This is a genomic window from Caulobacter segnis, assembly GCF_023935105.1.
Lineage (GTDB): Bacteria > Pseudomonadota > Alphaproteobacteria > Caulobacterales > Caulobacteraceae > Caulobacter > Caulobacter segnis_B.
In genome coordinates this window covers 3543417-3568856 of the sequence record NZ_CP096040.1, presented here as the reverse complement: position 1 = coordinate 3568856, position 25440 = coordinate 3543417, and the positions used below count along the sequence as shown (strand labels likewise).

17 protein-coding genes are annotated in these 25440 nt (G+C 66.0%); 14 read left to right on the top strand and 3 right to left on the bottom strand.

The window, feature by feature from the left end:
• Window positions 1-2: 2 nt before the first annotated feature.
• Both MZV50_RS16615 and MZV50_RS16610 read right to left on the bottom strand, forming a co-directional pair.
• Window positions 3-311, bottom strand: coding sequence for a TrbC/VirB2 family protein (locus MZV50_RS16615; protein WP_252630413.1), 309 nt, complete (start codon window positions 309-311; stop codon window positions 3-5).
• The gene (locus MZV50_RS16610) at window positions 311-910 is read right to left on the bottom strand and encodes a lytic transglycosylase domain-containing protein (RefSeq protein ID WP_252630412.1); all 600 of its coding nucleotides are present in this window, start codon (window positions 908-910) and stop codon (window positions 311-313) included. The genes MZV50_RS16615 and MZV50_RS16610 overlap by 1 nt, the downstream gene beginning before the upstream one ends.
• 403 nt (window positions 911-1313) lie before the next feature.
• Here MZV50_RS16610 and MZV50_RS16605 point away from each other — a divergent pair, with 403 nt between their 5' ends.
• From MZV50_RS16605 to MZV50_RS16595, 3 genes are all read left to right on the top strand, one after another.
• Window positions 1314-4670: a DUF4450 domain-containing protein gene (locus MZV50_RS16605; RefSeq protein WP_252630411.1), complete on the top strand. Its 3357-nt coding sequence runs from the start codon at window positions 1314-1316 to the stop codon at window positions 4668-4670.
• Window positions 4671-5180: 510 nt separating this feature from the next.
• On the top strand, window positions 5181-6533 hold the full coding sequence (gene pelA / locus MZV50_RS16600) for a pectate lyase (RefSeq protein ID WP_252630410.1): 1353 nt from the start codon (window positions 5181-5183) through the stop codon (window positions 6531-6533).
• 161 nt (window positions 6534-6694) lie between these two features.
• A complete protein-coding gene (locus MZV50_RS16595) occupies window positions 6695-10021 on the top strand; it encodes a TonB-dependent receptor (protein ID WP_252630409.1) in 3327 nt (1108 codons plus the stop codon).
• A gap of 86 nt (window positions 10022-10107) precedes the next feature.
• Here MZV50_RS16595 and MZV50_RS16590 read toward each other — a convergent pair whose 3' ends face one another.
• Window positions 10108-10746 carry a helix-turn-helix domain-containing protein gene (locus MZV50_RS16590; RefSeq protein WP_289781873.1) on the bottom strand — a complete coding sequence of 213 codons (639 nt, stop codon included), beginning with the start codon at window positions 10744-10746 and terminating at the stop codon, window positions 10108-10110.
• A 134-nt stretch (window positions 10747-10880) separates the two neighbouring features.
• Here MZV50_RS16590 and MZV50_RS16585 point away from each other — a divergent pair, with 134 nt between their 5' ends.
• From MZV50_RS16585 to MZV50_RS16535, 11 genes are all read left to right on the top strand, one after another.
• Window positions 10881-12908, top strand: coding sequence for a serine hydrolase domain-containing protein (locus MZV50_RS16585; RefSeq protein ID WP_252630407.1), 2028 nt, complete (start codon window positions 10881-10883; stop codon window positions 12906-12908).
• A complete protein-coding gene (locus tag MZV50_RS16580; RefSeq protein ID WP_252630406.1) occupies window positions 12908-13921 on the top strand; it encodes a dipeptide epimerase in 1014 nt (337 codons plus the stop codon). The genes MZV50_RS16585 and MZV50_RS16580 overlap by 1 nt, the downstream gene beginning before the upstream one ends.
• Window positions 13918-15213, top strand: a complete 1296-nt coding sequence (locus MZV50_RS16575) for a peptide MFS transporter (protein WP_252630405.1) — start codon at window positions 13918-13920, stop codon at window positions 15211-15213. Before MZV50_RS16580 ends, MZV50_RS16575 begins: the two co-directional genes overlap by 4 nt.
• A 136-nt stretch (window positions 15214-15349) precedes the next feature.
• On the top strand, window positions 15350-17590 hold the full coding sequence (locus MZV50_RS16570) for a TonB-dependent receptor (protein WP_252630404.1): 2241 nt from the start codon (window positions 15350-15352) through the stop codon (window positions 17588-17590).
• Between the two features lie 4 nt (window positions 17591-17594).
• Window positions 17595-18650 carry a DUF1611 domain-containing protein gene (locus tag MZV50_RS16565; protein WP_252630403.1) on the top strand — a complete coding sequence of 352 codons (1056 nt, stop codon included), beginning with the start codon at window positions 17595-17597 and terminating at the stop codon, window positions 18648-18650.
• The gene (locus MZV50_RS16560; RefSeq protein WP_252630402.1) at window positions 18647-19768 is read left to right on the top strand and encodes a hypothetical protein; all 1122 of its coding nucleotides are present in this window, start codon (window positions 18647-18649) and stop codon (window positions 19766-19768) included. The genes MZV50_RS16565 and MZV50_RS16560 overlap by 4 nt, the downstream gene beginning before the upstream one ends.
• Window positions 19765-21327, top strand: coding sequence for a serine hydrolase (locus MZV50_RS16555; protein ID WP_252630401.1), 1563 nt, complete (start codon window positions 19765-19767; stop codon window positions 21325-21327). The genes MZV50_RS16560 and MZV50_RS16555 overlap by 4 nt, the downstream gene beginning before the upstream one ends.
• A 13-nt stretch (window positions 21328-21340) precedes the next feature.
• Window positions 21341-21859, top strand: a complete 519-nt coding sequence (locus MZV50_RS16550) for an Lrp/AsnC family transcriptional regulator (protein WP_252630400.1) — start codon at window positions 21341-21343, stop codon at window positions 21857-21859.
• Window positions 21860-22284: 425 nt separating this feature from the next.
• Window positions 22285-22938 (top strand): exopolysaccharide biosynthesis polyprenyl glycosylphosphotransferase, encoded by a 654-nt coding sequence (locus MZV50_RS16545; RefSeq protein ID WP_252630398.1) that lies wholly within the window; start codon window positions 22285-22287, stop codon window positions 22936-22938.
• A 47-nt stretch (window positions 22939-22985) separates the two neighbouring features.
• On the top strand, window positions 22986-23987 hold the full coding sequence (galE, locus tag MZV50_RS16540; RefSeq protein ID WP_252630397.1) for a UDP-glucose 4-epimerase GalE: 1002 nt from the start codon (window positions 22986-22988) through the stop codon (window positions 23985-23987).
• Between the two features lie 143 nt (window positions 23988-24130).
• Window positions 24131-25438 carry a UDP-glucose dehydrogenase family protein gene (locus tag MZV50_RS16535; protein WP_252630396.1) on the top strand — a complete coding sequence of 436 codons (1308 nt, stop codon included), beginning with the start codon at window positions 24131-24133 and terminating at the stop codon, window positions 25436-25438.
• Window positions 25439-25440: the final 2 nt, after the last annotated feature.

Sequence of the window (25440 nt, the reverse complement as noted above, 5' to 3'; positions counted from 1 at the left end):
GTTCAGGCGGCCCCGGCGGCGGCGCGGATGCCGCTGACGATGGTCGTGGCGCCGAACAGGATGAAGCAGCCCAGGATGACGGTGGCGCCGTAGCGCCAGTTGAGGCGGCCGGTCAGCATCATGAAGCCGACGGCGGCCACAGCCATTACGGCCACGGCGGTGGCGACATTGCCCATCAGGGTGCCCTGAAGCCAGGTCACGCCGGCCAGAAGCGCGCTGGACCCCTGCGGGTCAGCCTGGACGGTTTGAGCGTGGGCCTGGCCGGCGGCGCAGGTGAGGGTGGCGGCCAGGGCGAGGGGGAGTTTACGCATCAGTTGGAAGCTCCGAGGATGGGCGCGTTAACGGCCATGCGGCTAAGGATCGAGGCGACATAGGCTTTGGTTTCCGCGTAGGGCGGCACTCCGCCGTATTTGCGAACGGCGTTGGGACCAGCGTTGTAAGCCGCCAAGGCAAGGCGCACGTCGCCGTCGAATTCCGCGAGCATGCGGCGCAAGTAGAGCGCGCCGCCATGAATGTTCTGGCTGACATCGATGGGGTTCACGCCAAGGGCGCGGGCCGTATCAGGCATCAGTTGCATCACCCCGATCGCGCCCTTGGCCGAACGCGCTTCGGGACGGAAACGGCTTTCGCGCCAGGCCACGGCCTCGACCAGTTTGGGGTCGAGCGCGTAGGTCGCGGCGACAGAAGAGATTTGCTGTTGGATGGCGCTAGAGTCAGCTTCGTTGCTCGCCTGGCGAGGCGGCGTCAGCGCCTGGACGCTATCGAGCGTGAACACGGCAGGACCATCGAAGCGCGTCACCGCGCCGTCAGCGCCGATTTCGAAGACCTGCGCCGCGACGGGGGCGGCTGAGACGCCGAAAACCAGGACGCTCACCAGCCATCCGGCCTTACGGATAATGTCGAACGTCATGCCACCCCCAGAGCCACAGAATGCGTGGTCTCTTGAAGCGTATATCGCACGGCATCTTACTGTAATGCGGCAGGTTACCGCAGTGTACTAGTGTATTAAAGGAATGGATAATATGTGTTAATATTTGATAATACATTTGAAGATCTTCTGTCGAGAGTTCGACATTTAGGTAGGGCATTTTGCATTTGCCGCTAAAAATGGGCAGGCCGTGGTATTGGCGTTATTGGTCAAATCGGCTGCCTCGCGGTGGAGTGGCCCGTGAGTGACATGTGCCAACGCCTGTTCGCAAAAAGACTGCTGTTGCGATCGCAACGAATGCCTCGCAACATATGGTTTGGTATCCCACGATGTGAAACTGGGATCGATTACCGGCGCAGAGTCCGGGTGTGGGAGGGGGATGCCGATGGCGCGAGGTCGCCGCTATGCCGGTCTGGCGCTTGCGCTTTGCGCCAGTCTTTCCGCGACTGGGGCGTTGGCGCAGACCGCGCCGTCGGCGGTCGGCGGCCCGACGCCGAATCTGGTCGGCAATATCGAGCGTCCGATCCGCTATCACCCCCAGGACGGCGACTTCGTCATCGAGAACGGGACGGAGACCTTCAACCGGCCTCTATACGGCGGCGACACCGCGTTCCGCGTCGATGGCGGCGACAAGCCTGAATTCGTTCTCTATCTGCCGGGGCGCGGCGGCAACCTGCGGCTGGGCGTCGCCGGTCCGTCCGGCGCGCGCTGGCTACACGCCGCGCAACGGATCGTCACGCGCTATCGGCCAGGGGAGCTGATCTACGAGATCCGCGATCCGCTGCTGGGACAGGGCGTGCTGCGTATCGAGGCGCTGGCCTATGCCGTCACCGAGGGGCTGACGCTACGCGTCGAAGGGGCCGACCTGCCGCCCGGGCTGCAGCTGGTCTGGGCGTTTGGCGGGATCACCGGCCAGCGCGGCGTCCGCGATGGTGACATCGGCACCGAGAAGATTCCGATCTCCGAGTGGTTCCAATTCAAGCCGACCTTCGCGGAAACCAATGGTGTCATAACCGGCGCCGAAGGGTTCGAGGTGAGCGCGCCGCAAGCGGTGATCGTCGGTAGTGCCAGCAGCGCGGCGCGGTTCTCCAGGGGCGATGCGACCGCATGGGATGATCTGGGCCGTTTGTTGAAGAGCTCGGCGCCCGATCAGGGCGGCGTCGCCATAGGACGGGCGAGGCTTACGTCGAACGCGCCGTTGATCGTGTCCCTGCAGCGGGTCGATCCCAATGTCGCCGGAGATCTCGTCGACTATACGGCGGTGCGCGCGGGGCGGCCGGACAGTCCGGTCGCGCCGGTGATCCGCCCGCCGGCCTTCGCCCGAACCGAGCTGGCCGTCCGCTTTGAGGAGGCCCGCAGCCACTTCCAGGCGCTACGCGCGCAGGTCCGGATCGACACGCCCGACCCTTACATCAAAGCCGCCATGGCCGCGCTGAATGTCGGTGCGGAGGCCACCTGGGACGGCCCCCAGCAGGCTGTCATGCACGGCGCGGTCGCGTGGCGGACCAAGCTCTTGGGGTGGCGCGGGCCCTATTGGCTGGACGCCCTGGGCCGCGCCGACCGGGCCGACCAGCATTTCCGCGACTGGGCCAAGGGGCAGAACGTCTCACCCATTCCGGCGGCCGTACCGCCGCTGGACGAGGACGCCAATCTGGCGCGGGCCGAGACGGCCCTGCATTCGAACGGCGACCTGTCCAATTCGCACTACGACATGAATACCGTCTATATCGACGCGTTGTTCCGGCATCTGGACTGGACGGGCGACCTGAAGCTCGCCCGCGATCTGTGGCCGACCATCCAGCGGCATCTGGCCTGGGAGCGGCGTCTGTTTCGTCGTGAATACGGGCCGGACAAGTTGGCGCTCTATGAGGCCTACGCGGCGATCTGGGCCAGCGACCATCTTTCGTACAATGGCGGCGGGGCCGCCCACGCTTCGGCCTATCAGGCCTATCACAATCGCATGGCCGCGAAGCTGGTTCGGCTGATCGGTGAGGATCCCACGCCTTATGATCAGGAGGCCGACGCGATCCTGAAGGGGATGCGCGCGCTGCTGTGGATGCCGGACGAGGGCGCGTTCGGTGAGTACCGCGACCTTCTGGGCGAGCAGCGGCTGCATCCGTCCTTCGGTCTTTGGACCTACTATCACGCGATCGATTCCGAGGTCGCTTCGCCCGCCGACGCCTGGCGCATGTCGGACGCCTTGAAGCGGCTGCCGCGCATCCCGATCAAGGGGACGGGCGTGCCCAGCGACGCGGACTACGGCCTCTATGCGACGACCGATTGGCTGCCCTACGCCTGGTCGATCAACAATGTCGCGACCCAGGAGAACCTGCATACGGCGCTGGCGCTGTGGCGGGCGGGGCGCGCCGACCAAGCCTTCGTCCTGGCCAAGAGCGGCCTGTTGGCCAGCATGTTCATGGGCATCTCGCCCGGCAACATGGGCACCTTGGCGTGGCCGGACGTCTATCGCCGGGAATCGCAGCGCGACTTCGCCGACAGCGCCGGCGTCACGGCGCGGGCCCTGGTCGAGGGACTGTTCGGCCTGCGTCCGGATGCTCTGGCCGGGACGATGGTCATCCGGCCGGGTTTCCCCGCCAACTGGGACCACGCGTCGATCGCGCATCCAGCCTTCGCCTACGACTTTCGTCGTGCGGGAGACGAGGATCGCTGGAGCCTCAAGCCGGGTGATCGGCGCTTCAAGACGGTCGTGCTGCGCTTGCCGGCTCCGCGCGATGTCGTAGCGGGTGTCGAAATCGACGGCGTCGAGGCGGCCTGGCGCTCGGCCCCGGACGCTGCCGGCGGTCCGGCGATCGAAATCGTCGCGCCAGGTGACAGGCCTTCCGAGGTGGTCGTGCGCTGGGACGGCCAGCCGATCGCCGCGCCCGTGACGGGGTCGGCCAGGACCTTTCAGCGCGTTTCGCGCAACGGCATGACCTGGCTCGCGCCGGTCGGTGGGGTTGCGGCTCAGCCGGCGACTGCGACGGCGACTGCGACCACGGCGCATCCGGCCGTCGCCGGGCGAATGGATCCCGTGAACCTGGTGTTCAACGATCGGGTCACGGCGATCTTCGCCAAGGGCAAGTACCGCTCGCCCCGCCCGGCCGGGGCGTCCCTGGGCCTGCCCGCCCAGGGGATCGGGGGCTGGGCGGGGCATCTGAACCAGATGGCCAAGATCGACGACACGGGCCTGCGCCGTCTGGCGGCCGGGCAGGGCGGCCAGATCGCGACGCCCGAGGGCGTGATCTTCCGCACCCCCGGCGAGCCCGAGGTTCCCAACATCGCCTTCACCTCGCTGTGGGACAATTATCCCAAGGCGGTGGTCGCGCCGCTCACGGGCAGGGCGAGGCGTCTGCATCTGCTGATGGCCGGCTCGACCAACCCGATGCAGAGCCGCTTCGACAATGGCGAGGTGGTGGTGACCTACCAGGACGGAACCACGACGCGTCTGCCGCTGCGCAATCCCGACACCTGGTGGCCGATCGAGCAGGACTATTTCCTCGACGACTATCAATTCCGGGTCGATACGCCGCCGCCGACCCGCGTCGACCTGGCCACCGGTCAGATCCGCGTGCTGGACCCGGCGACCTTCAAGGGACAGGGACGCGAGATTCCGGGCGGCGCCGCCACCGTGCTGTCACTGCCCCTGGATCCGCACAAGACGCTGCGCGCGCTGACGGTTCGGACCACGGCCAACGAAGTGGTGATCGGCCTGATGGCCGCGACGCTGGAGCGCCAGCCCTAAGCGTCGTCTCCCGCGCCGTGCCACGACGTGGCCGGCGAGGCTCCGTCGAGCCGGGCGCCCCGCGGTCGGTTGCGCATCATGATTCCGTCTCTATTCGCCGCTCGATGACTCTCGGCGCGCCGAGGTCAAGAATTGGATAGACCAATTTAAGGCGGCGTGGCTTTCCCAACTGGCGTGGCTGGGGGCGTTGGGCCTGTCGAGGGAGATGTTTCCATAGCTCTGAAAAGGAAACGTTTTTCTGGGCGAAACTGCCCGAGCGCACTGCGTCGGAAGAGGGCCTGCTGAACACGCCTGCGAGCCGCGGCGTCAATTGGTTTATGCACCTAGGTAAAATGCCATTCATTAGTGGTTGACTCACTCCCGCTTCGCGCGTTCCATATTTGGAGTGGTAAGGCCATAATGTGGGATTTTGGTGTGGTTGGCTTTGGTGGCCGCCACGCCGCTTGATCAAGATGGCCCAAAGGCCGCCGGCCGAGTTCGCCGGCGCGAAGAGCGAGATTGGGGTAGGGCGTGACGAACACATCAAGCGCGATCAACGTGACACCGGAAGCGGCCGTCGGAAGCCGGCGGGCCGGCGGCGTCCGCCGCGCGGCGCTGGTCGGCGCTCTCCTTTTGTCGGTTCCGGTCCTCGCCCACGCCGCGATGATCGGCAAGAACGAGCCGGCTCGGTCGCTGACGCTCGAGCGCCTCACCGAACTGCCCGCCTCTCAGCGCGCGGCCTGGGCCGCCTATATCAAGCGCTCGCAGGCCCAGATGCAGCAGGACCGCGCGACCCTGGCGGCCGAGCTTTCGCCGGGTCAGGCCCCGCCGCCTCCGCCGGAGGCTGGCAGCAGTCACATGCCGCTCGACAAGGAAGCGTCCTGGTACGCGGGCCCCGAGGCTCGCGCCATCGCCGACACCATCGTCAGCTTCCAGACCCCGACCGGCGGCTGGAGCAAGAACCAGGATCGCACCAAGCCGCCGCGCCTGAAGGGGCAACGCTACGCCAACAATGCCGAACACATGGCGCTGGACGACAGCTTCGACGCGCCCGTCGATCGCTTCTGGACCTTCGTCGGCACGCTCGACAACGGCGCGACCACGACCGAGATGCGCTTCCTGGCCAAGGTGCAGCAGCAGCTTCCGGGCAAGGACGGCGACGCCTACCGCGCCAGCATCCTCAAGGGCGTCCGCTATCTGCTCGGAGCGCAGTATCCCAACGGCGGCTGGCCTCAGATTTACCCGATCGAGGGCGGCTTCCACGACGCGGTGACGTTCAACGACAACGCCGTGGCCGAGGCCGCGATGATCCTGGAGGACGTCGCCGAGGCCAAGCCGGAGTTCGCTTTCGCGCCTGTGGCTCTGCGCAAGGAAGCGGGGGCAGCCTCGGCGCGCGCCATTCGGCCGATCCTGGACGCCCAGGTCGTGGTGGACGGCAAGAAGACCATCTGGCCGCAGCAGGTCGATCCGCTGACGCTGAAGCCCAGCTCGGCGCGCGACTACGAGATGCATTCCCTGGCCAGCGCCGAGAGCACCGACATCCTGCTGTTCCTGATGCGTCAGTCCAAGCCGACGCCCGAGGTCAAGGCCGCGATCCATGCCGGCGTGGCCTGGCTCAAGGCCCACGCCATCTACGACAAGGCCTTCACCAAGGTCAGCGACGAGGAAGGGCGCAAGCTGATCGATGCGCCCGGAGCGGGCCCGATCTGGTCGCGCAACTACGACCTGCGCACCGGCAAACCGATCTTCGGCGACTGGGGCAAGAGCATCCACGACGACGTCAACGAGATCTCGAAGGGGCGGCGCAACGGATACTCCTGGTATTCGGCCGGGCCTCAGAAGGCCTTGGACGCCTATGCGCAATGGGCCGCGGCCAATCCCTAGGTTAGTCGGACCGCCAAGGCGGTCGGCACCGGGGCGATAGACTATCCGCCCGCGCGGGAACGTTTCCGACGTTCTGGCGCGGGCCAAGAAGACAAGGCGCGCGGCGATGACCGCGCCCGACAAGACAAGACTTCAGGGCTGGAAATACCGGGGTAGGGAACATGAACGTCTCGAACAAACCCGACGGCGTGGCCGTCAGGCTGATGGTTGGCGCGTCGATCCTGGCGCTTGCCGCGGGGGCCGCCAGCGCCGTTCGCGCGCAGGCCACGAGCGGCGGCGCGACGGCGGCCACCGAACAGGTCGAGGAAATCGTCGTGGTCGGCGCGCGCAAGGCCGAGCAATCGGCGATCCAGCGCAAGAAGCGCGCGGCCACCAACCAGGATTCGATCGTCGCCGACGACATCGGCAATTTCCCCGACAAGAACGTCGGTGAGGCCGTGGCGCGCATCGCCGGCGTCGGTCTGGACGTCGGCGACGACGGCGAGCAGGGCGGCTTCAGCATCCGGGGTCAGGGGGCGGATCTGGTGCGGGTCGAGGTCGACGGCATGTCGATGCTCTCCACCGGCAACCAGGATGGACGTTCGGTGACCAGCCTGGGCGACATGTCCTCGGACCTCATCAAGAGCGTCGACGTGATCAAGGGCCAGACCGCCGACATGACGCCGGGCGGCGTCGGCGGCACGGTGCGGATCGAGCAGCGTGGCGGTCTGGATTTCGCCAAGCCGATGATCAAGCTGAACGTCCAGTATCAGAACAACTCGCTGGAGAAGAAGTGGACGCCGCGCCTCAGCGGCTTCGCCACGCGCCGGTTCTTCGACGATCGTCTCGGCATCCTCGTCAACTTCACCTACGACGACGCGCGCACGGTGACGGACACCGCGCGCGTCTCGGACAAGCAGTCCGGTTATCTGCCGCTAGGCGATCAGGACAACTCACCGTCCAAGAGTTTCACGACGCCCTTTGATCCGATCGCCGCGGCGGTCACCACCAAGGCCGGCTGCGCGGCCTTGCCCGCGCCGGCGTCCGGCCAGACCGACTCGCGTCTCAACTGCTTCGCGCAGTTCGAGGACTTCGTTCCGTCGCTGGTGCGCTTCAGCCGGGGCGTGCGCGAGGATAAGCGCTATTCGGCCCAGTTCCGCGCCGACTTCCGGGTCAACGATCACCTGACGGTCTTCGCGTCGTACAACCCCAACATCCGCGATCAGAACTCCGACGCCTTCAATCTCAGCGTCGCCAGTCCCACGGGGACGACCAATGCGGCGGGCGTCCTGACGACCAGCATGCGCAACGTGGTGGTCAATCCCAACCACTACGTGACCCAGTACGACCTGATCCGCGGGAACGGTTCGACGACGCTGAACTGGACCACCCAGGACCGCTACATCCAGCGGCACGATCAGCAGCACTACCTGCAGGCCGGGGCGGACTTCAACAAAGGGCTCTGGAGCGTCAAGGCGCGCGCCCAGTACGGCAGGGCCAAGGCCACGCGCGAGGACGGCGCGTTCAGCTTCGTCGCCTCGATCCCGTCGGCGACCTTCAAGATGGTGCCCGAGAACGGTCTCTGGACGATCCTGACGCCGTCGTCGGTCGACCTGAACAATCCAGCGTCCTACACCCCGGCGCTGGCGGCCAACGGGCTAAGCGCGACGTCGCAACTGGAATACACGCCCTATGCCGACAAGAGCACGGAGGCGAACTACCAGATCGATGTCACGCGCGAGTTCGACCACTTCGGCCCGCTGACCAGCGTGAAGTTTGGCCTGCAGCGGCGCGACCACGACAACACCACCTGGCGCGAAGCCGGCTTTGACATCGCGCCAGGCGTGACGCTCTATCGCGCGCGCGCCCTGGACCTTGTGCAGTACTGCATCCCGTCGGCGGCCCCGGCCTCGGCCCCCTGTCAGTTCGGATCGGTGAGCCGTCCCACCACCACCGTCCAGGATCAGCTCTATCGCATCCACACCCTGACCCAAGACCAGTACCAAGCCCTGATCAGCAACAACCTCGCGGACATTCCGGGCCGCCAGTTCTTCGGCGGCATGCCGGGGCGGGGCACGCTGCTCGATAGCTGGTCGGCCTTCGACTACCGGTCGTTCTTCGCCCAACTCGGTCAGAACGCCGACCTTGGCCGTCACAACATCGACTGCCTGTATCGCTGTCAGGCCTCGGACGGCAAAACCTACGACCGTCCGTCCTACTCCACCAACGAGAAGACGAGCTCGGCCTACGCCATGGTCAACTTCGAGACGCGGCTTCGCTGGATGCTGGTCACGGGCAATGTCGGCGTGCGCTACCAGAAAGTCGACGTGGCGGGTCAGCCGTCGATTATCGTCAACACCCTGACCATCGATCCGGCCATCCTGGCGGCCCTGAACGCCGGCCAGATCGTCGATCCGAACAAGGTTGTGTCCAGCACGTTCGTCGAGCGCAAGATGACCGACATCAAGCGAACGTCGAACGATTTCCTGCCCAGCTTCAACCTGGCCCTGTGGCCGATCGAGGACCAGTTCGTGGTCCGCTATTCGATCGCCAAGCAACGCGCCCGGCCCAGCATGCTGCAACTGACCGGCAACTCGGTGGTGACGTGCGGCAAGATGGACGCCACCACGCGCGCGGCGCTGGAGAAGCTGATCAGCCAGTATCCGGGCCAGTTCAACGACCCATCTACCGAGGACGACGACGCGGCCGGCACGATCCGCGGCGATGCGGTGAACAGCTGCAACAGCCGCATCGGCAACCCGGAGCTGAAGGGCTACGCGGCCACGACTCAGAACCTGTCGGCCGAGTGGTATCCCAACCGCGACACCCAGCTGAGCCTTGGTCTCTACGCGATCGACGTGAAGTCGGGCTATCCCGACACTGACACCGTGACCAACTACGAGATCAACAGCGACACCTATACGGTCAACACCTACAAGGATGGGCCCAGCGGCCTGAAGCAGAAGGGTTTCGAGATCGCCGGCCGCACGGCTTTCACCTTCCTGCCGTGGCGTCTGAAATACACCGGCGCGGGCTTCAACTATTCCAAGACCAAGTCCAACGAGACCAACACGCCGATCGACCTCTTCTCAGGCAAGGCGCTGCCGCCGGCCAAGCAGTCGAACTACGTCTATAACGTCAATCTCTGGTACGACGACGGCCGGCTGAACGCGCGGGTGGCCTATCAACGCCGCGACTTCTACTACGACCGCACCGACGCCTCGGCCGGCATCAACCGCATTCCGGCGGCCGGCGGCGGTTCGACGACCTCGTACTACAAGGTCGTCACCCCGATCTTCAAGAATGGCTCCAAGTCACTGGACGCCCGGGCCTCGTACAAGCTGACCAAGTCGATGCAGCTCTTCGTCGAGGGCAAGAACCTGCTGGACGACAGCGTTTCGCGCTTCACGCCCGACGATTATCGGAGCATCGGCGGCGGCACGCCTTACGTCTATGACACCTACTACATGGGACGCCGCTACTACTTCGGCCTGATCGCGACATTCTAGGAGCGGGGCGGACGCTTAGGAAGTTCGTGGCCCGGAGGCGTTGCCAGGCCTCCGGTGTCGCGCTCGGCCTGGCTGCTATTCGAGCGTCAGAGTCGCGCCTGCCGTTGGTCCTCGTGGATATCCAGCAGGGCCTTCATCAGCTCTTCGTCCTCGCTGGACATCACGCCCAGGACCTCGGCCTCGTCGCAGCCTTCGGCCGTGAGGTAGGCGTGGCCCATACTGGAATCGAGATAGATCGACTGGCCTTCGCTCAGCACCACGGGGTCGTAAAATTCGGTGGTGACCACGATCCGCCCCTTGAGTACGAAGATGTATTCTTCGCCGGCATGGCGCACGAGATCGCCGAACTGCTCGGCGCTCTTGGCGCGGATCTTGGTGATCACCGGGATCATGCGCTTTCCGCGCAATTCGGTGTGTAGATAGTAGTAGTCGTAGTTCGGCGTCTCGACGCGCACGGCGCGTTCGATTTCGCCCAGGCTGCGGCGGGCGGTGACGGCCTGCGGCGGGTTGGCGTCATCCTCGGCGAACAGCTCCGACATGCGCATGCCCAGACGCTGGGCCACCTGCTGCAGCTTGTCATAGGTCAGGGTCAGGCGGTCATGCTCGACCTTGGAGAGCGTCGAGACGGGGATTCCGCTCCTTTCGCTCATCTGCTTGAGCGTCCAGCCCTCCCGGTCGCGCAGTCCACGAAGCAGGGTTCCAAGCGTGTGGACGTTCGAAGGCACGCGCCGCGACTCCTATGGGTTATTGACGAATTTTCCAATCAGGATAGCAATTGTCCTGATCAGGATAGTTGTCTCCCAATTTATCGGCTCGGCCGGGCGGGAGCAATCCTGCCGCCTGGCGAGGGAAGACAAGGATGCGAACGATCAAGGGAGCCGCGATCGCGGTGCTTGCGCTGTTGGCGGGGCTGAGCGCCGCAAACGGTCAGACGAGACAGGAAACGGCGTCGCCGCCGGTCGCCAAGCCGGTCGGCGTCGCGCCCTCCGCCGCTCCGGCGCCCGTGGCCTCGACCGCGCCGGCCCTGACCAAGGCCGACGTTGATCTCTGGCTGGACGGCTACATGCCCTACGCCCTGCGTACGGGCGACATTCCCGGGGCCGTGGTGACGGTGGTCAAGGACGGTCAGATCCTGACGACGCGAGGTTTTGGCTACGCCGATCGCGACAAGCGGACCCCCGTCGATCCGTACAAAACCCTGTTCCGCCCGGGCTCGATTTCAAAGCTGTTCACCTGGACAGCCGTGATGCAGCAGGTCGAGGCCGGCAAGATCGACCTCGACGCCGACGTCAACACCTACCTCGACTTCAAGATTCCGGCGCGCAACGGCAAGCCGATCACCACGCGCCAGCTCATGACCCACACGGCCGGCTTCGAGGAAGTGGTCAAGGAACTCATCTTCTACGACACGCCCGAGCCGGAACTGGGCGCTTATCTGAAAGGCCATGTTCCAAAGCGCATCTTCGATCCCGGCGTGACCCCGGCCTATTCGAATTACGGCACGGCCCTGGCCGGCTACATCGTCGAGCGGGTCTCGGGCGAAAAGTTCAACGACTATCTCGATCGCCACGTCATCGGCCCGTTGAAGATGGCCAACACCACCTTCCGGCAACCGCTGCCCGCCAAACTGAAGGGAACGGACGCCACGGGCTACGACAAGCCGGGTAAGCCGTCGAAGGGCTTCGAGATCGTCGGTCCGGCGCCGGCCGGGGCGGCCTCGTCGACTGGCGCGGACATGGGCCGCTTCATGATCGCCCACCTGCAAGGCGGCGAGCTGGACGGCCAGCGCATTCTTTCGGCCGAGACGGCGCGGCTGATGCACGACAGTCCGACCAGCAAGGTGAACCCGCGCTCGCTGATCGGGCCGCTGGACCGCATGGAGCTGGGGTTCTTCCAGACCTCGATCAACGGCCGCACGGTGATCGGTCACCTGGGAGACACCGAGGGCTTCCATTCGTCGCTGCATCTCTACCTGAACGACGGTGTCGGCCTCTATCTGTCGCTGAACAGCGGGGGGCGTGAGGGGGCGGCGGGCGTGCTGCGCACGGCGATCTTCCGCGACTTCTCGGACCGCTACCTGCCGTACGCGGGCGGGCCGGACGGCCGGGTCGACGCCAAGACCGCCGCCGAGCACGCCAAGGCCATGGCCGGCGCCTGGGCGGTCAGCCGCCGCGCCGACAGCACGTTCCTGTCGCTGTTCTACATGCTGGGCGACGCCAAGGTCACGGTCGGCCCTAAGGGCGAGTTGGTCGTTCCCAGCGTGCTGGGACCCAATGGCCGCCCCAAGGCCTGGGTCGAGATCGCTCCCTTTGTCTGGCGCGAGGTGGGCGGCCACGATCGCCTGGCCGCCCAGGTCGTCGACGGCAAGCCGGTGCGCTGGAGCTGGGACTTCGGTTCGCCCTTCATGGTCTTCGACCGTCCGGACCCGGCCAAGAACACCGCCTGGGTGACGCCGGCCCTAATCGCCAGCGTCGCCGTCGTGCTGCTGACCTTCCTCTACTGGCCGCTCGTCGCCCTCGTGCGCCGCCGCTACAAGGCCAGTCCGGACATCTCGGGCAAGGCGCTGACCGCGTCTCGGGCCGCCCGCGCCGGGGCGGGCTTGCTGCTGGCCCTGGTGGTGGCCTGGGCCGTCGGGGTCACGACCCTGACTTCCAGCCCGGCGGCCATGGCTGGAGGCATGGACGGGGTCATGCTGGCCCTGCAGGGATTGGGCTGGATCGTGCTGCCGCTCGCCCTGGCCGCCGCCGGCTGGAACCTGTGGCTGACCTGGACGGACGGCCGCGGCTGGGCGCGCAAGCTGTGGAGCCTGGTCCTGGTCCTGGCGATGCTCGTGCTGTTCTACGTCGCTCTCGTATTCCACCTGCTGGCCTTCTCGGTGCATTACTGATGGGCCGGCTGACCCTGGATATCGCCAGCGAGACCCTGCGGCTGGCCCAGCCCTTCCGCATCGCCGGCCATGTGTTCGACACGTCCGACATCATCGTCGTGACCCTGTCTGACGGGCGGGCCAGGGGGCGTGGGGAGGCGTCGGGGGTCTTCTTCCTGGGCGAGACGGTCGACGGCATGCGAGGCCAACTGGAAGCGGCCCGCGCAGCGCTCGAAGCCTGGCCGACCCGCGAGGCGCTGCGCTTCATCCTGCCGCCGGGCGGTGCGCGCAACGCCATCGACTGCGCCCTCTGGGAGCTGGAGGCGGCGCTGACCGGCCAGCCGGTCTGGCGGTTGGCAGGTCTGGATCCTCCTAGGCCGTTACGCACCACCTTCACCCTCGGGGCCGACAGTCCCGAGGTCATGGCCCGAGGCGCTGCGGACTATGCCCAGGCGCGGTCGATCAAGATCAAGCTGACGGGCGACCTGCCGCTCGACCAGGCTCGGGTGCGCGCCATCCGCAGCGCCCGCCCGGACGCCTGGCTGGGCGTCGACGGCAACCAGGGCTTTGTCCGCGCCGACTTGGACGGGCTGATCGAGACCCTGGTCGAACAGCGTGTCTCCTTGCTGGAGCAGCCTCTGGCGCGCGGCCACGAGCCCGAATTGGAAGGCGTCGCCAGCCCGATCCCGATCGCGGCCGATGAAAGCTGCGTGTCGCTGGCCGACGTGGCGGCGGCGATCGGACGTTTCCAGGTCATCAACATCAAGCTCGACAAGTGCGGCGGTCTGACCGAGGGGCTGCTGATGGCCGCCAAGGCGCGGCGGCTGGGGCTGGGCGTCATGGTCGGGACCATGGTCGGCACCAGCTTGGCCACGGGGCCCGGCTTCGTGCTCGGCCAGGTCTGCGACCTCGTCGACCTGGATGGGCCGACCTTTCTGGCCAAGGACCGGCCGCCCGGTGTCGTCTACAGCGACGGCGCGGTGTGGGCGGGCGAGGACGTTTGGGGCGATCCGGCCTCGGCCGTCGCCGCATGAGCGGCCGGCCCGCGTCGGTCTCGCCGTGGTTCGGTCAGCCGCGCGGCCTGACCGTCCTCTTCCTTACGAACATGTGGGAGCAGTTCTCCTACTTCGGCATGCGCGCCCTGCTGGTCTATTACATGACCAAGCAGCTCCTGATCGCCCAGGGGACCGCGTCCCTGATCTACGGGACCTATACGGCCTGCGCTTACTTCACGCCCATCGTCGGCGGGGTGATCGCCGACCGGCTGCTAGGCAAGCGCCGGGCGATCATCGTCGGCGCCAGCGTCATGGCCGCGGGCCATTTCATGATGGGGTTCGAGAGCCTGCTCTATCTCGCCCTGGCGACCATTGCCCTAGGCAACGGCCTGTTCCTGCCCAGCCTGCCCAGTCAGATCAACGACCTCTACGCAGAGGACGATCCCCGGCGCGGCTGGGCGTACAACATCTATTATCTGGGCATCAACATCGGCGGCTTTCTGGCTCCACTGCTGTGCGGCACGCTGGGCGAGGTGTTCGGCTGGCACATCGGCTTCGCGGCGGCGGGCCTGGGGATGTTGGCGGGATTGCTGATTTATCTGTGGGGGCAGCGCTATCTGCCGGCCGAGCAGGGGCGGACGAGAGGCGCGCCGCCAGTCGAGCGCGGCCGGCTGGGCCTGCCGACGATTCTCGTGTTGGCCGCCGTGGCTATGTCGGTGACCGTTTTCCGCGGAGCCTATGAGCAGGCGGGCAACACGGTGGCCCTGTGGGCCGACACCGGCGTCGACCGGGTGCTTGGCGCCTGGGCCGTGCCGATGACCTGGTTCCAATCGCTGAACCCGCTGCTGGTCATGGCCATGACGCCGGTACTGCTGGCCGGCTGGAAGCGGCGGGCCGATGTCGGGCGTGACACCTCGCCGGCCGTGCGGATGGCGACTGGGGCCCTGATCGTGGCCGGCGCCTACCTGATGCTCTGCGTGGTCGAGGCGTTCAGCGGCGGCAAGGCCCACTGGTTGTGGTTGGTGCTGTTCTTCGCGATCTACACTTTCGGCGAGTTGTTCATCCTGCCAACCGGTCTTGGCCTGTTTGCGCGCCTGGCACCCCCCGGATTTGGAGCGACCACCGTGGCGGCCTGGTACCTGACAATCTTCGCCGGCAGCCTGAGCGCTGGCCTGGTCGGAACTTTGTGGAGCCGGATGCCTCACACGGCCTATTTCGCCCTGCTGGCCACGCTGGCGATCATCGCCGCCATCCTCCTTCGACTGATCGATCCCTGGGTCCGTCGCGCCGAAATGCGCGAACCATCCTATCCGCACCGCAAAGCGCGTTGACAATTTTCTGATTGGGATAACATTGTCCTAAATGGGATTAAATTCGCGTAATGGGCCGAGGTCGAGAACGGAGAATCCGTCCGAGCTCGGGCGGGGCGGTTTGGGCCGTCGTCGCCGACAACACGAGGGGATTAGGATGAAGCTCAAGCGTGCCACCCTGTTGATTTCCAGCGCTGTCGGGGCGCTGCTGGCCCAGTCCGCAGCGGCGGCGGTCGAAGATGAACCGCGGCCTTCCGTCTCGACCGTCGAGGAGGTCGTCGTCACCGCCCAAAAGCGTGAGCAGACCCTGATCGACATTCCGCAGGCGATCTCGGTGGTGTCTGGCGACACGCTGGAGACCCAGCAGGCCACCAGCTTCAGCGACTATCTCAAGTTGGTGCCCGGCCTGCAGCTGACCCAGAGCACGCCAGGCCAAGGTCGACTGGTCATGCGCGGCGTGAATACAGGCGGGGTCGCCTCGACGGTCGCCGTCTATATGGACGAGACGCCGTTCGGCTCGAGCAGCGGTCTGGTCAATGGCGCGGTCCTGGCCGGCGACTTCGACACGTTCGACGTTGCGCGCATCGAAGTGCTGCGCGGCCCGCAAGGCACCCTCTACGGCGCGAGCTCAATGGGCGGCCTGCTGAGGTTCGTCACCAACGCCCCGGATCTGGACGGTTACAGCGCGCGCGCGCGGGTTTCGCTCGAGAACACCAAGGGCGGCGCGCCGTCTTATCGCGGCACGGCGGTGGTCAATGTCCCGCTGGCCCAAACTGTGGCGCTGCGAGCTTCGGGCTTCTATCGCAAGGAGGGCGGCTTCATTGACTCGATCGGGACGGAAGGTTCGGACGTCGACAAGGACATCAACGACGCCAAGGTCTATGGCGGCCGCGCTTCGCTATTGTTCAAGCCGAATGAAACGACGAACCTGCGCCTGACGGCCGTGCTGCAGAACATCAAGGCCGACGGGCCGACGGAGGTCGAGAGCGACCCCGACACCCTGAAGACCCTATATGGTCGGCCGACCCTGTCGCAGTACGTGCCGACCTTCTCCGACGTCGATTACCGCGTCTACAACGCCCTGCTGAATCATGACCTGGGCTTTGCGACCCTTACGGCGTCCAGTAGCTACACCAAGCAGAACCAGACTAAGCGCGACGACGCCACCTACAATCTGAGCGGCCTGATCCAAGCCGTGTTCGGCGTCGCCAATGACCTCTATCTGGGGCAGAAGACCAACAACCGGAAATACACCCAGGAGGTGCGCCTGGCTTCGAATGCGGGCGCGCCGTTCGAGTGGCTGGTCGGCGGCTACTTCACAGACGAGAAGGGCCTGGTCCACCAGGAATATGTCGCCGTCGCGCCCGGAACGCTCACGTCCCTGACCGGCCTGCCGTTGCTGGCCGACCTGAACCTGAATTCGCGCTACAAGGAGTACGCCGGCTTCGCTAACGCCACCTTGCATTTCGGTGACCGCATCGATGTCGATGTCGGAGGCCGATACAGCCACAACAAGCAGACCGCCAGTCAGGCGGCCGACGGTGTCCTGGCCGGCGGGGTTCCGGTCAACAGCGACTTGAGATCGTCGGACAACGTCTTCACCTACTCGCTGGCCCCCAAGTTCAAGCTGGACGAGCACCGCTCCATCTATGGCCGCGTGGCCAAGGGCTACCGCCCTGGCGGTCCCAACGTCATCCCGCCCAGCGCACCCACCGGCACGCCGCCCAGCTACGCGCCCGACAAGGTCACAAGCTACGAGGCCGGCTTCAAAGGCGAGAGCGCCGACCATCGCTTTACGCTCGACGTGGCCGCCTACCACATCGATTGGAAAGGCATTCAACTGCTCACCGTGGTCAATAACTTCGGCATCAACGCCAACGGCGCCGACGCCAAGAGCGACGGCGTCGAATTCAACGCAACGGCGCGGCTGGAGAACGGCCTGACGCTGTCGGCGAACGGCGCCTACACCCGCGCGCGATTGGCGGGCGACACCAGCGACCTGGTCGGCGGTAAGAAGGGCGACCAACTTCCGTTCACCCCCAAGCTCAGCCTCGGCCTCAACGGCGACTATGGCTGGTCCATCGGCGACAAGCAGGCCTATGTCGGTGCCTCGTTGCGGGTGATGGGCAAGCAGAGCGGCAGCTTCGACGCCGACTACCGTCTGGCCCACGGCGAGCAGCGCAAGCTGTCGTCCTACGAGGTCGTCGACCTACGGGCGGGGATCAGCTTCGGCGCCGTGGAATTGGAGGCTTACGTCAAGAACGCCACCGACGCGGATGGCAAGGTGTCGACGTCCTCGGTTACGGCCAATGGCCTGCCGATCTATCCCGGCGGCGCGATCGCGACGGGGGTGATCCGGCCGCGCACCATCGGCCTCAGCCTGACGGCCGGTTTCTGATCGCATGAGTGTCACCGCCAGAGTTCCCCAGGACGAGGTCTCGCGTGAGGCCGCCGGCCTGCCGTCGCCCTATCTGTTGTTCCTGGGCGATACTGTCGAGCCGGGCTACGCCAAGACCGCTTTCGGTCTGCGCGACTGGGTGGGGGAGCGCTGCGTCGGCGAGTTCGTCCTGCCGGGCGGCCGGGTCAGCACTGGCTTGCCGGCCTTGGCGCCGGCGCAGGCCGCGGCCGAGGGCGCGCGGGGCCTGGTGATCGGCGTCGCCAACGCCGGCGGTATCATACCGTCCAACTGGATCGCCGGCCTTGTCGAGGCTCTGGAGGCGGGCTTGGACATCGTTTCGGGCATGCACGCCCGCCTCGGCGACATACCCGAGTTGAAGGCCGCGGCCGAGCGGACGGGGCGGCGGCTGATCGACGTACGCACCCCGCCGACGGGCATACCGGTCGGCGTCGGCAAACCACGCCTGGGACGCCGGATCCTAACGGTCGGCACCGACTGCGCGCTGGGCAAGAAGTACGCCGCCTTGGCCATCACGCGGGGCCTGAAGGCCAGGGGGCTGGACGTCGACTTCCGCGCCACCGGTCAGACGGGGATCATGATCGCGGGAGCCGGTGTGCCGATCGACGCGGTGGTTTCCGACTTCGTGGCCGGGGCCGCCGAGATGCTGAGCCCCGCCGCCGCCTCCAGCCACATCGACGTGATCGAAGGGCAGGGGTCTTTGCTGCATCCAGCCTACGGCGCGGTGTCCCTGGGATTGCTGCACGGCAGCCAGCCGGACAGCTTCGTGGTCTGCCACGAGCCGGGCCGCACCGAGATCCTCGGCCATCCGGGCTTCGCTATTCCCTCGATCGAGGCGGTGATCTCGGCGACTCTCGCCTTAGGGCAGGTGACCAGCCCGGATATCCGCTGCGCGGGGATCAGTCTGAACACCGGCAAGCTGACGCCGGAAGCCGCCGAAGCCGAGATCGCCGCGGTCGCTGCGCGGCTGGGCCTGCCTGTGGCCGATCCGCTGCGCGGCGGAGCGGCGTTCGAGCGCCTGCTGGACTCCTGTCTCGCATGAGCGGCCGCTCGCCTGCTTGGTTCAGCCGCTGGCTGCTGCCGGGCCTGGCGTTCAAGGCCGCGGTCATCGGCGGCGGCTACGCTACCGGCCGCGAGATCGCCGAGTTCTTTCTGCCCGCCGGGCCGTGGGGTGGGTTGGCGGGCCTGACCTTGGCCACCTTGGTCTGGAGCGGCATGTGCGTTCTGACCTTTCTGTTCGCACGGGCGACTGGAACGCGGGACTATCGCGGCTTCTTCCAGGCCCTGTTGGGGCGTGGCTGGGTGGCCTTCGAACTGGCCTACGGCGTCTTCGTGGTACTGGTGCTGGCCGTTTTCGGGGCGGCGGCGGGCGAGATCGGTCACGCGGTGCTAGGTGCCCCGAAGGTCGTCGGCATGCTGGCCTTGCTGCTGGGCGTCACCCTGTTCGCCGCCTTCGGCAATCGATTGGTCGAGCAATTGTTCGCCTGGGTTTCGATCCTGCTCTACGGCGTCTACGCATTGTTCCTGGCGCTGGCCTTGGGCGCTTTCGGCCACAAGATCGCCAGCGCCTTCGCCGTTCCGGTTCAAGTCGGCGCCGGCGCTTTGGTCGGCGGTGCGACCTATGCCGGCTACAACATCATCGGGGCGGTGATCGTCTTGCCGGTGACCCGCCATCTGCTCAGCGATCGCGACGCGGTGACGGCCGGGCTGATCGCCGGGCCCCTGGCCATGATTCCAGCCTTCGTCTTCTTCGTCTGCATGTGCGCCTACGCGCCCGAGATCGGTGGGGCGGCCCTGCCGTCCGACGTGCTGTTGAGCAAGCTCGATCTCCCGCTGTTTCGCCTGCTGTTCCAGCTGATGGTCTTCGCTGCCCTTCTGGAGAGCGGCACGGGCGCCGTGCACGCCGTCAACGAGCGCCTCGCCGGCGCCTTCCGGGCCCGGCTGGGCCGCGCCTTCGGCGTCCGGGCGCGCGCCCTGTGCGCCCTGGCCCTGCTGCTGCTTTGCATGGTGCTGGCCGAGCGGGTCGGCCTGGTCGGCCTGATCGCCGGCGGCTATCGCCTGCTGGCCTACGCCTTGATCGCCCTCTACGTCGCGCCGCTGGCGACCCTGGGCCTGGTCCGTCTCGCCCGGCGGCCCGCCCTACAACCGGAGCTTTCATGATCGGTCTCGTCCTCGCCGCCGCGCTGCAGGCCGCTCCGGCTGTCGGCGCCGTCGTCCCGCCGCCCATGCGTTTCGACGCCCATGTCGAGCAACTGCGCCGAAAGGTCGGCGCGCCGGGTCTGTCGATCGCGATCGTCGACGAGGGGCGGACCGTCCTGGCCAAGGGCTATGGCGTCCGCAGGCTGGGCGCGCCGGAGAAGGTCGACGCCGACACGTTGTTCATGACCGGCTCGACCGGCAAGGCCTTCACCACGGCGGCCCTGGCCACTCTGGTCGACGCCGGCAAGCTGTCGTGGGACGACAAGGTCACCGACCGCCTGCCAGGCTTCCAGATGTATGATCCCTGGGTCACACGCGAGATGACCGTGCGCGATCTGCTGGTCCACCGCAGTGGTCTTGGCCTGGGGCAGGGCGATCTGCTGTTCGTGCCGCGCAGCAACATCCCACGCGCCGAGGCCGTACGCCGTCTGCGCTACCTCAAGCCCGCCACCAGTTTCCGCAGCGGCTACGCCTACGACAACATTCTCTACATGGTGGCCGGCCAACTGATCGAGGCGGTCACTGGCCAGACCTGGGAGGACTATGTCCGCGAGCACGTCTTCGCCCCAGCCGGGATGAGCGCCTCGACCACCGACGGACGCCGTTTCGACGTCCCCAATCGCGCCCAGCCACACGCCCGGATGAACGGCGGGCTGCGCGGGACGGGAGACCAGGAGGTGCTCGATGAGCGCGACGAACTGGCGACCAGCGCCGCCCCCGCCGGCGGCTTGGCGATCAGCGCCAACGACATGGCCAAGTGGCTGAAGCTGCAGCTGGCCCATGGCGCTCTGCCTGGCGGCGGAAGCCTGTTCAGCGAGGCCCAGCATGAGGCGATGTGGCGGCCCGAGGTGATCCAGCCGCTGGACAAGGCGCCGCCCGGCATGGAGGTGACGCAGCCGACCTTCCAAGCCTACGCCTTGGGCTGGGAAATCCAGGACTATCGTGGAACCCAGATCGTCTGGCATGGCGGTGCGGTGTTCGGCTTCAAGACCGTGGTGGTGCTGATCCCCAGTCGCAATGCCGGCTTCTCGATCGCGCTGAACAGTGAGGACGGCGAGTTGCCGCGCGGCTTGATGTACGAGCTGCTCGACCACTATCTGGGTCTCAGGCCCGAGCCCTGGACAGAGCGCTACATCGCCTACAAGCAGCAGCTGGTCGGCGGCGCGCTGAAGATGTTGGGCGGCGTCCAGGCCAAACCGGCCGGCGTGGGACCCTCGCTGCCGACGGCGCGCTACGCGGGGACCTACAGCGATCCTTGGTACGGCGACATCGTGGTGACCGAGGCGGCGGACGGCCTGCGTATCGATTTCAGATCGACGCCCCGCATGGCCGGCCGGCTGGAGCATTGGCAGTACGACACCTTCGTCACCCGCTTCGACGACAAGGCCCTTGAGCCGGCCTACGTCACCTTCAATCTTGACGCCGACGGCAAGATCGCACGGGTGACGATGAAGGCCGTCTCGCCGATCGCCGACTTCAGCTGGGACTATCACGACCTACTCTTCACGCCGAAGCCCTAGGAGCCGACGCGTCGTGAGCGCCCGAAAACCTGGATCCACCCCGGCCGAGCGGACGCCCGCGCCACGCGACGACCTCGCCGCCGATCTGGCGGTGATGGCGCGGCTGGAGGGGCGGCCATTGCCCACGGTGCACGAGCTGGCCGAGATGCTCGGCGTGTCGTCGACCACAGCTTTTCGCATCATCGCCCGGTTCAAGCGCAATGGCATGCTCAAGCTGATCGACCGCGTCGTGCTGCCGGGCGACATCTGCCACTGCGTCGCCGATCTCCGGACTCGCCTGCTGACCGGGTTGGATCTCGACAGGCTGGAGCAACGCTTGCGCGAGGATCCTTACGTCTCCGCCGCCGCGGCGGTCACGGGGAAACACAACTATCGTGTGCTCGCCGTCCATCGTGACATGGCCGAAGCGAACGCCTGGTTTAAGGCCATGCTGACCGAGCCTGCCGTGATCGACGGCGCTCTGACTTTTTGCCGCCCGATCATCGACCGCCGCGATTATGCCCAAGCGTTGTTGGCCGCCGGAACCGGTTGAGTGATATGGCCGCAGTCGGTTCTCGCCTGCCGGACGGGGCGCAGCCTGTTGACCGTGGGCTCGGATGTTCGTGACGTCAACCAAAGCACCAAGCAGTCAGAAACATTGGGCGGCTTGTGGCGGGCTCTGCACCGCATCGCCAAGAACTTGCACCTTTCTTGGGCCTCGTTATGGAGGGCTCATGTGCATTTCGTCACAGTTTATTCGTCTGAAGACGCTGTTCCCTTTTAACTAAACTTTGTGTTTCACGATGATTGGCGCCTGCCAACGCGGCGAAAATGTCAGTTGATCGAGCAAGAATCGGCGTTTCGCGAAAAAAGGTTGGTTAATCCTCGATGCGGGCGGTTGTTTGCGGAACGCTGATTTAGTAAAGGCTTCCTAAATCATCGGGCAAAGACCCGGACACATACACTGGTGGGGACCACGTGCTGATCGTATCTAATCCGTCAGCGGAACAGCGAACGTGCGCCGTCAAAGCGTCGCCGGTCGCTCAAGATCCGCTCAAGCGGGCGATGGATATTCTGGTAGCGGGCGGCGCTTTGCTGTTCTTCGCACCTCTCCTCGCCTTCATCGCCGTGCTGATTAAGCTGGAGTCTCCGGGTCCGGTGTTGTTCCGGCAGTCCCGTGGCGGGCTGAACGGTCAGGCTTTCACGATCTTCAAGTTCCGCTCGATGCGGTGCCAGGAGAATGGCGCCAAGGTCGTCCAAGCCAAACGCGACGACGACCGGATCACCACGCTCGGCCGTATCATCCGCAAGACCAGCATCGACGAGCTTCCCCAGCTCCTCAACGTGCTGAAGGGCGACATGTCGATCGTCGGCCCGCGCCCCCATGCCCTGGCCCATGATGAGCAATACGGCGCGCTGATCGCCAACTACCACCTGCGCTTCCGCGCCCGCCCCGGCCTGACCGGCCTGGCCCAGATCAAGGGCCTGCGCGGCGGCACCAGCGCCACAGAGGCTATGGCCGCCCGTATCGACGCGGACAACGAGTATATCGAGCGCTGGACCTTAGGCGGTGACATCAAGATCCTGCTGATGACCGTGCCGCATCTGCTGATGGCGGAAAACGCTTACTAGCGATTGATGGCGATGATGGATCTATTCCATCGTGGTCGGGGGTGGCAATGCAGACCGTTCTTGTCGCAGGCGGCGCCGGCTATGTCGGCTCGCACGCCTGCTTGGCTCTGGCTCAAGCCGGTTTCCGGCCGGTGGTGTTCGACGACATGTCGAACGGCCACCGTGAGCATGTCCAATGGGGGCCTCTTGAAGAGGGCGATATCCGAGACGCGGCGCGTCTAGACAGAGTGTTCTCAACGCACAAGCCTGTGGCCGTACTACATTTCGCGGCCCGCATCGAGGTAGGTGAGTCCGTCAAGAACCCCGGTGTCTTCTTCGACAACAATGTCGGGGGGGCCATTACTCTGATCGAGGCCGCGCGCCGCGCTAACGTGAACGCCATGGTGTTCTCGTCAACCTGCGCGACCTTCGGTGATCCCGTTAGCCTGCCCATGGCGGAAAACCATCCGCAGGCGCCGCTGAACCCCTATGGCCGTAGCAAGCTGATGATCGAGCAGGCCCTGGCCGACTACGACCGCTATGCCGGGTTCAAGAGCGCTGTCATGCGCTATTTCAATGCTGCGGGCGCCGATCCCGAAGGCCGTATCGGCGAATGGCATGAACCTGAGACCCACGCTATCCCGCTAGCCATCCAGGTGGCTATGGGGCAACGTTCGCACTTCACGATTTTCGGCGACGACTATGACACGCGAGATGGCACGGCCGTTCGCGACTATGTCCACGTGCTGGACCTGGCTGACGCGCACGTCTCGGCATTGCGTCGCCTGCTCGCTGGCGGCTCGTCGGAAACCTACAACCTTGGCACTGGCACGGGCACGACGGTGCGCGAGCTCGTTGATGGCGTGGGCCGGGCCGCAGGCAAGCCGCTGGCGGTGCAGGTTGCCCCGCGCCGCATCGGCGATGCGCCGGTCTTGGTCGGCGATAACGGTAAGGCGCGAGAGCAGTTGGGCTGGGCACCGTCGCGCGATCTCGACACGATCCTCTCCAGCGCTTGGCGTTGGCACCATGCTGAGGCAGAGGCGAGGTCACAAATGACCGCGCCCGACTAACTCCTTCGCCTTCGCGACAGCTTCGTGGAGGAACCAGCTCCAGCTAGTTCTTCCTATCATATTGCCCTTGCTATGCGGAGCTGGATCGCGCGGTAAGGGCGTCGGATGAATTTGGTCCAAGAGTTTCTTCGGGGAATGTTCCAATGCGCGTAGCGATGATTGGCACGGGATATGTGGGTCTGGTGTCGGGGGCATGCTTCGCCGATTTCGGTCACGTGGTGACGTGCATCGACAAGGATCCCAGCAAGATCGAGCGGCTGGAGCGAGGCGAAATCCCGATCTTCGAGCCGGGGCTGGATGACCTGGTGGCGCGCAACGTTCGCGAAGGGCGGCTGTTCTTCACCCTGGACGGGGCCCAGGCGATCAAGGACGCCGACGCGGTGTTCATCGCGGTGGGCACGCCCACGCGCCGCGGCGACGGCCACGCCGACCTTTCGTACGTCTACGCCGCAGCCGAAGAGATCGCCGGGCTGATCGACGGCTTTACCGTGGTGGTCACCAAGTCGACCGTGCCGGTCGGCACCGGCGACGAGGTCGAGGCGATCATCAAGAGGGTCCGCCCGGACGCCCAGTTCGCGGTGGTCTCCAACCCCGAGTTCCTGCGCGAAGGCGCGGCGATCGAGGATTTCAAGCGTCCTGACCGCGTGGTCGTGGGAACCGAGGACGAGCGCGCCCAGGCGGTGATGCGCGAGCTCTACCGCCCGCTGAGCCTCAACGAGACCCCGATCGTCTTCACCGGCCGCCGGACCAGCGAACTGATCAAGTACGCGGCCAACGCCTTCCTGGCGATGAAGATCACCTTCATCAACGAGATGGCCGACCTCTGCGAGAAGGTCGGGGCGGATGTTCAGCAAGTGGCCAAGGGCATCGGCCTGGACAAGCGGATCGGATCGAAGTTCCTCAACGCCGGCCCCGGCTATGGCGGCAGCTGCTTCCCCAAGGACACCATCGCCCTGGTCAAGACCGCTCAGGACTACGGCGCCCCGACCCGGCTGATCGAGACCACGGTCGAGGTCAACGACGCGCGCAAGAAGGCCATGGCCACCAAGATCGCCAAGGCCATGCAGCTGGAAGACCTGGCGGGCCGCACGATCGGCGTCCTGGGCCTGACCTTCAAGCCCAACACCGACGACATGCGCGACGCCCCCAGCCTGGACATCGTCCCGGCCCTGCAGGCCCTGGGCGCCAAGGTCCAGGCCTTCGATCCGGAGGGCGCCAAGGAAGCCGCGCACCTGCTCAAGGACGTCGACTTCAAGGCCGGCGCCTATGAGGCCGCCGAGGGGGCCGACGCGCTGGTGATCCTGACCGAATGGGACCAGTTCCGCGCCTTGGACCTGGACCGCCTGAAGCTGCTGCTCAAGTCGCCGACCGTCGTGGACCTGCGCAACGTCTACAAGCCCGCCGAGATGGTCCGCCACGGCTTCACCTACGCCTCCATCGGACGAGGGTAAGA

Coding starts and splice junctions, on each gene's coding strand:
- MZV50_RS16615 (WP_252630413.1), bottom strand. CDS start 311: ATGCGTAAACTCCCCCTCGCCCTGGCCGCCACCCTCACCTGCGCCGCC.
- MZV50_RS16610 (WP_252630412.1), bottom strand. CDS start 910: ATGACGTTCGACATTATCCGTAAGGCCGGATGGCTGGTGAGCGTCCTG.
- MZV50_RS16605 (WP_252630411.1), top strand. CDS start 1,314: ATGGCGCGAGGTCGCCGCTATGCCGGTCTGGCGCTTGCGCTTTGCGCC.
- MZV50_RS16595 (WP_252630409.1), top strand. CDS start 6,695: ATGAACGTCTCGAACAAACCCGACGGCGTGGCCGTCAGGCTGATGGTT.
- MZV50_RS16585 (WP_252630407.1), top strand. CDS start 10,881: ATGCGAACGATCAAGGGAGCCGCGATCGCGGTGCTTGCGCTGTTGGCG.
- MZV50_RS16580 (WP_252630406.1), top strand. CDS start 12,908: ATGGGCCGGCTGACCCTGGATATCGCCAGCGAGACCCTGCGGCTGGCC.
- MZV50_RS16575 (WP_252630405.1), top strand. CDS start 13,918: ATGAGCGGCCGGCCCGCGTCGGTCTCGCCGTGGTTCGGTCAGCCGCGC.
- MZV50_RS16570 (WP_252630404.1), top strand. CDS start 15,350: ATGAAGCTCAAGCGTGCCACCCTGTTGATTTCCAGCGCTGTCGGGGCG.
- MZV50_RS16565 (WP_252630403.1), top strand. CDS start 17,595: ATGAGTGTCACCGCCAGAGTTCCCCAGGACGAGGTCTCGCGTGAGGCC.
- MZV50_RS16560 (WP_252630402.1), top strand. CDS start 18,647: ATGAGCGGCCGCTCGCCTGCTTGGTTCAGCCGCTGGCTGCTGCCGGGC.
- MZV50_RS16555 (WP_252630401.1), top strand. CDS start 19,765: ATGATCGGTCTCGTCCTCGCCGCCGCGCTGCAGGCCGCTCCGGCTGTC.
- galE (WP_252630397.1), top strand. CDS start 22,986: ATGCAGACCGTTCTTGTCGCAGGCGGCGCCGGCTATGTCGGCTCGCAC.
- MZV50_RS16535 (WP_252630396.1), top strand. CDS start 24,131: ATGCGCGTAGCGATGATTGGCACGGGATATGTGGGTCTGGTGTCGGGG.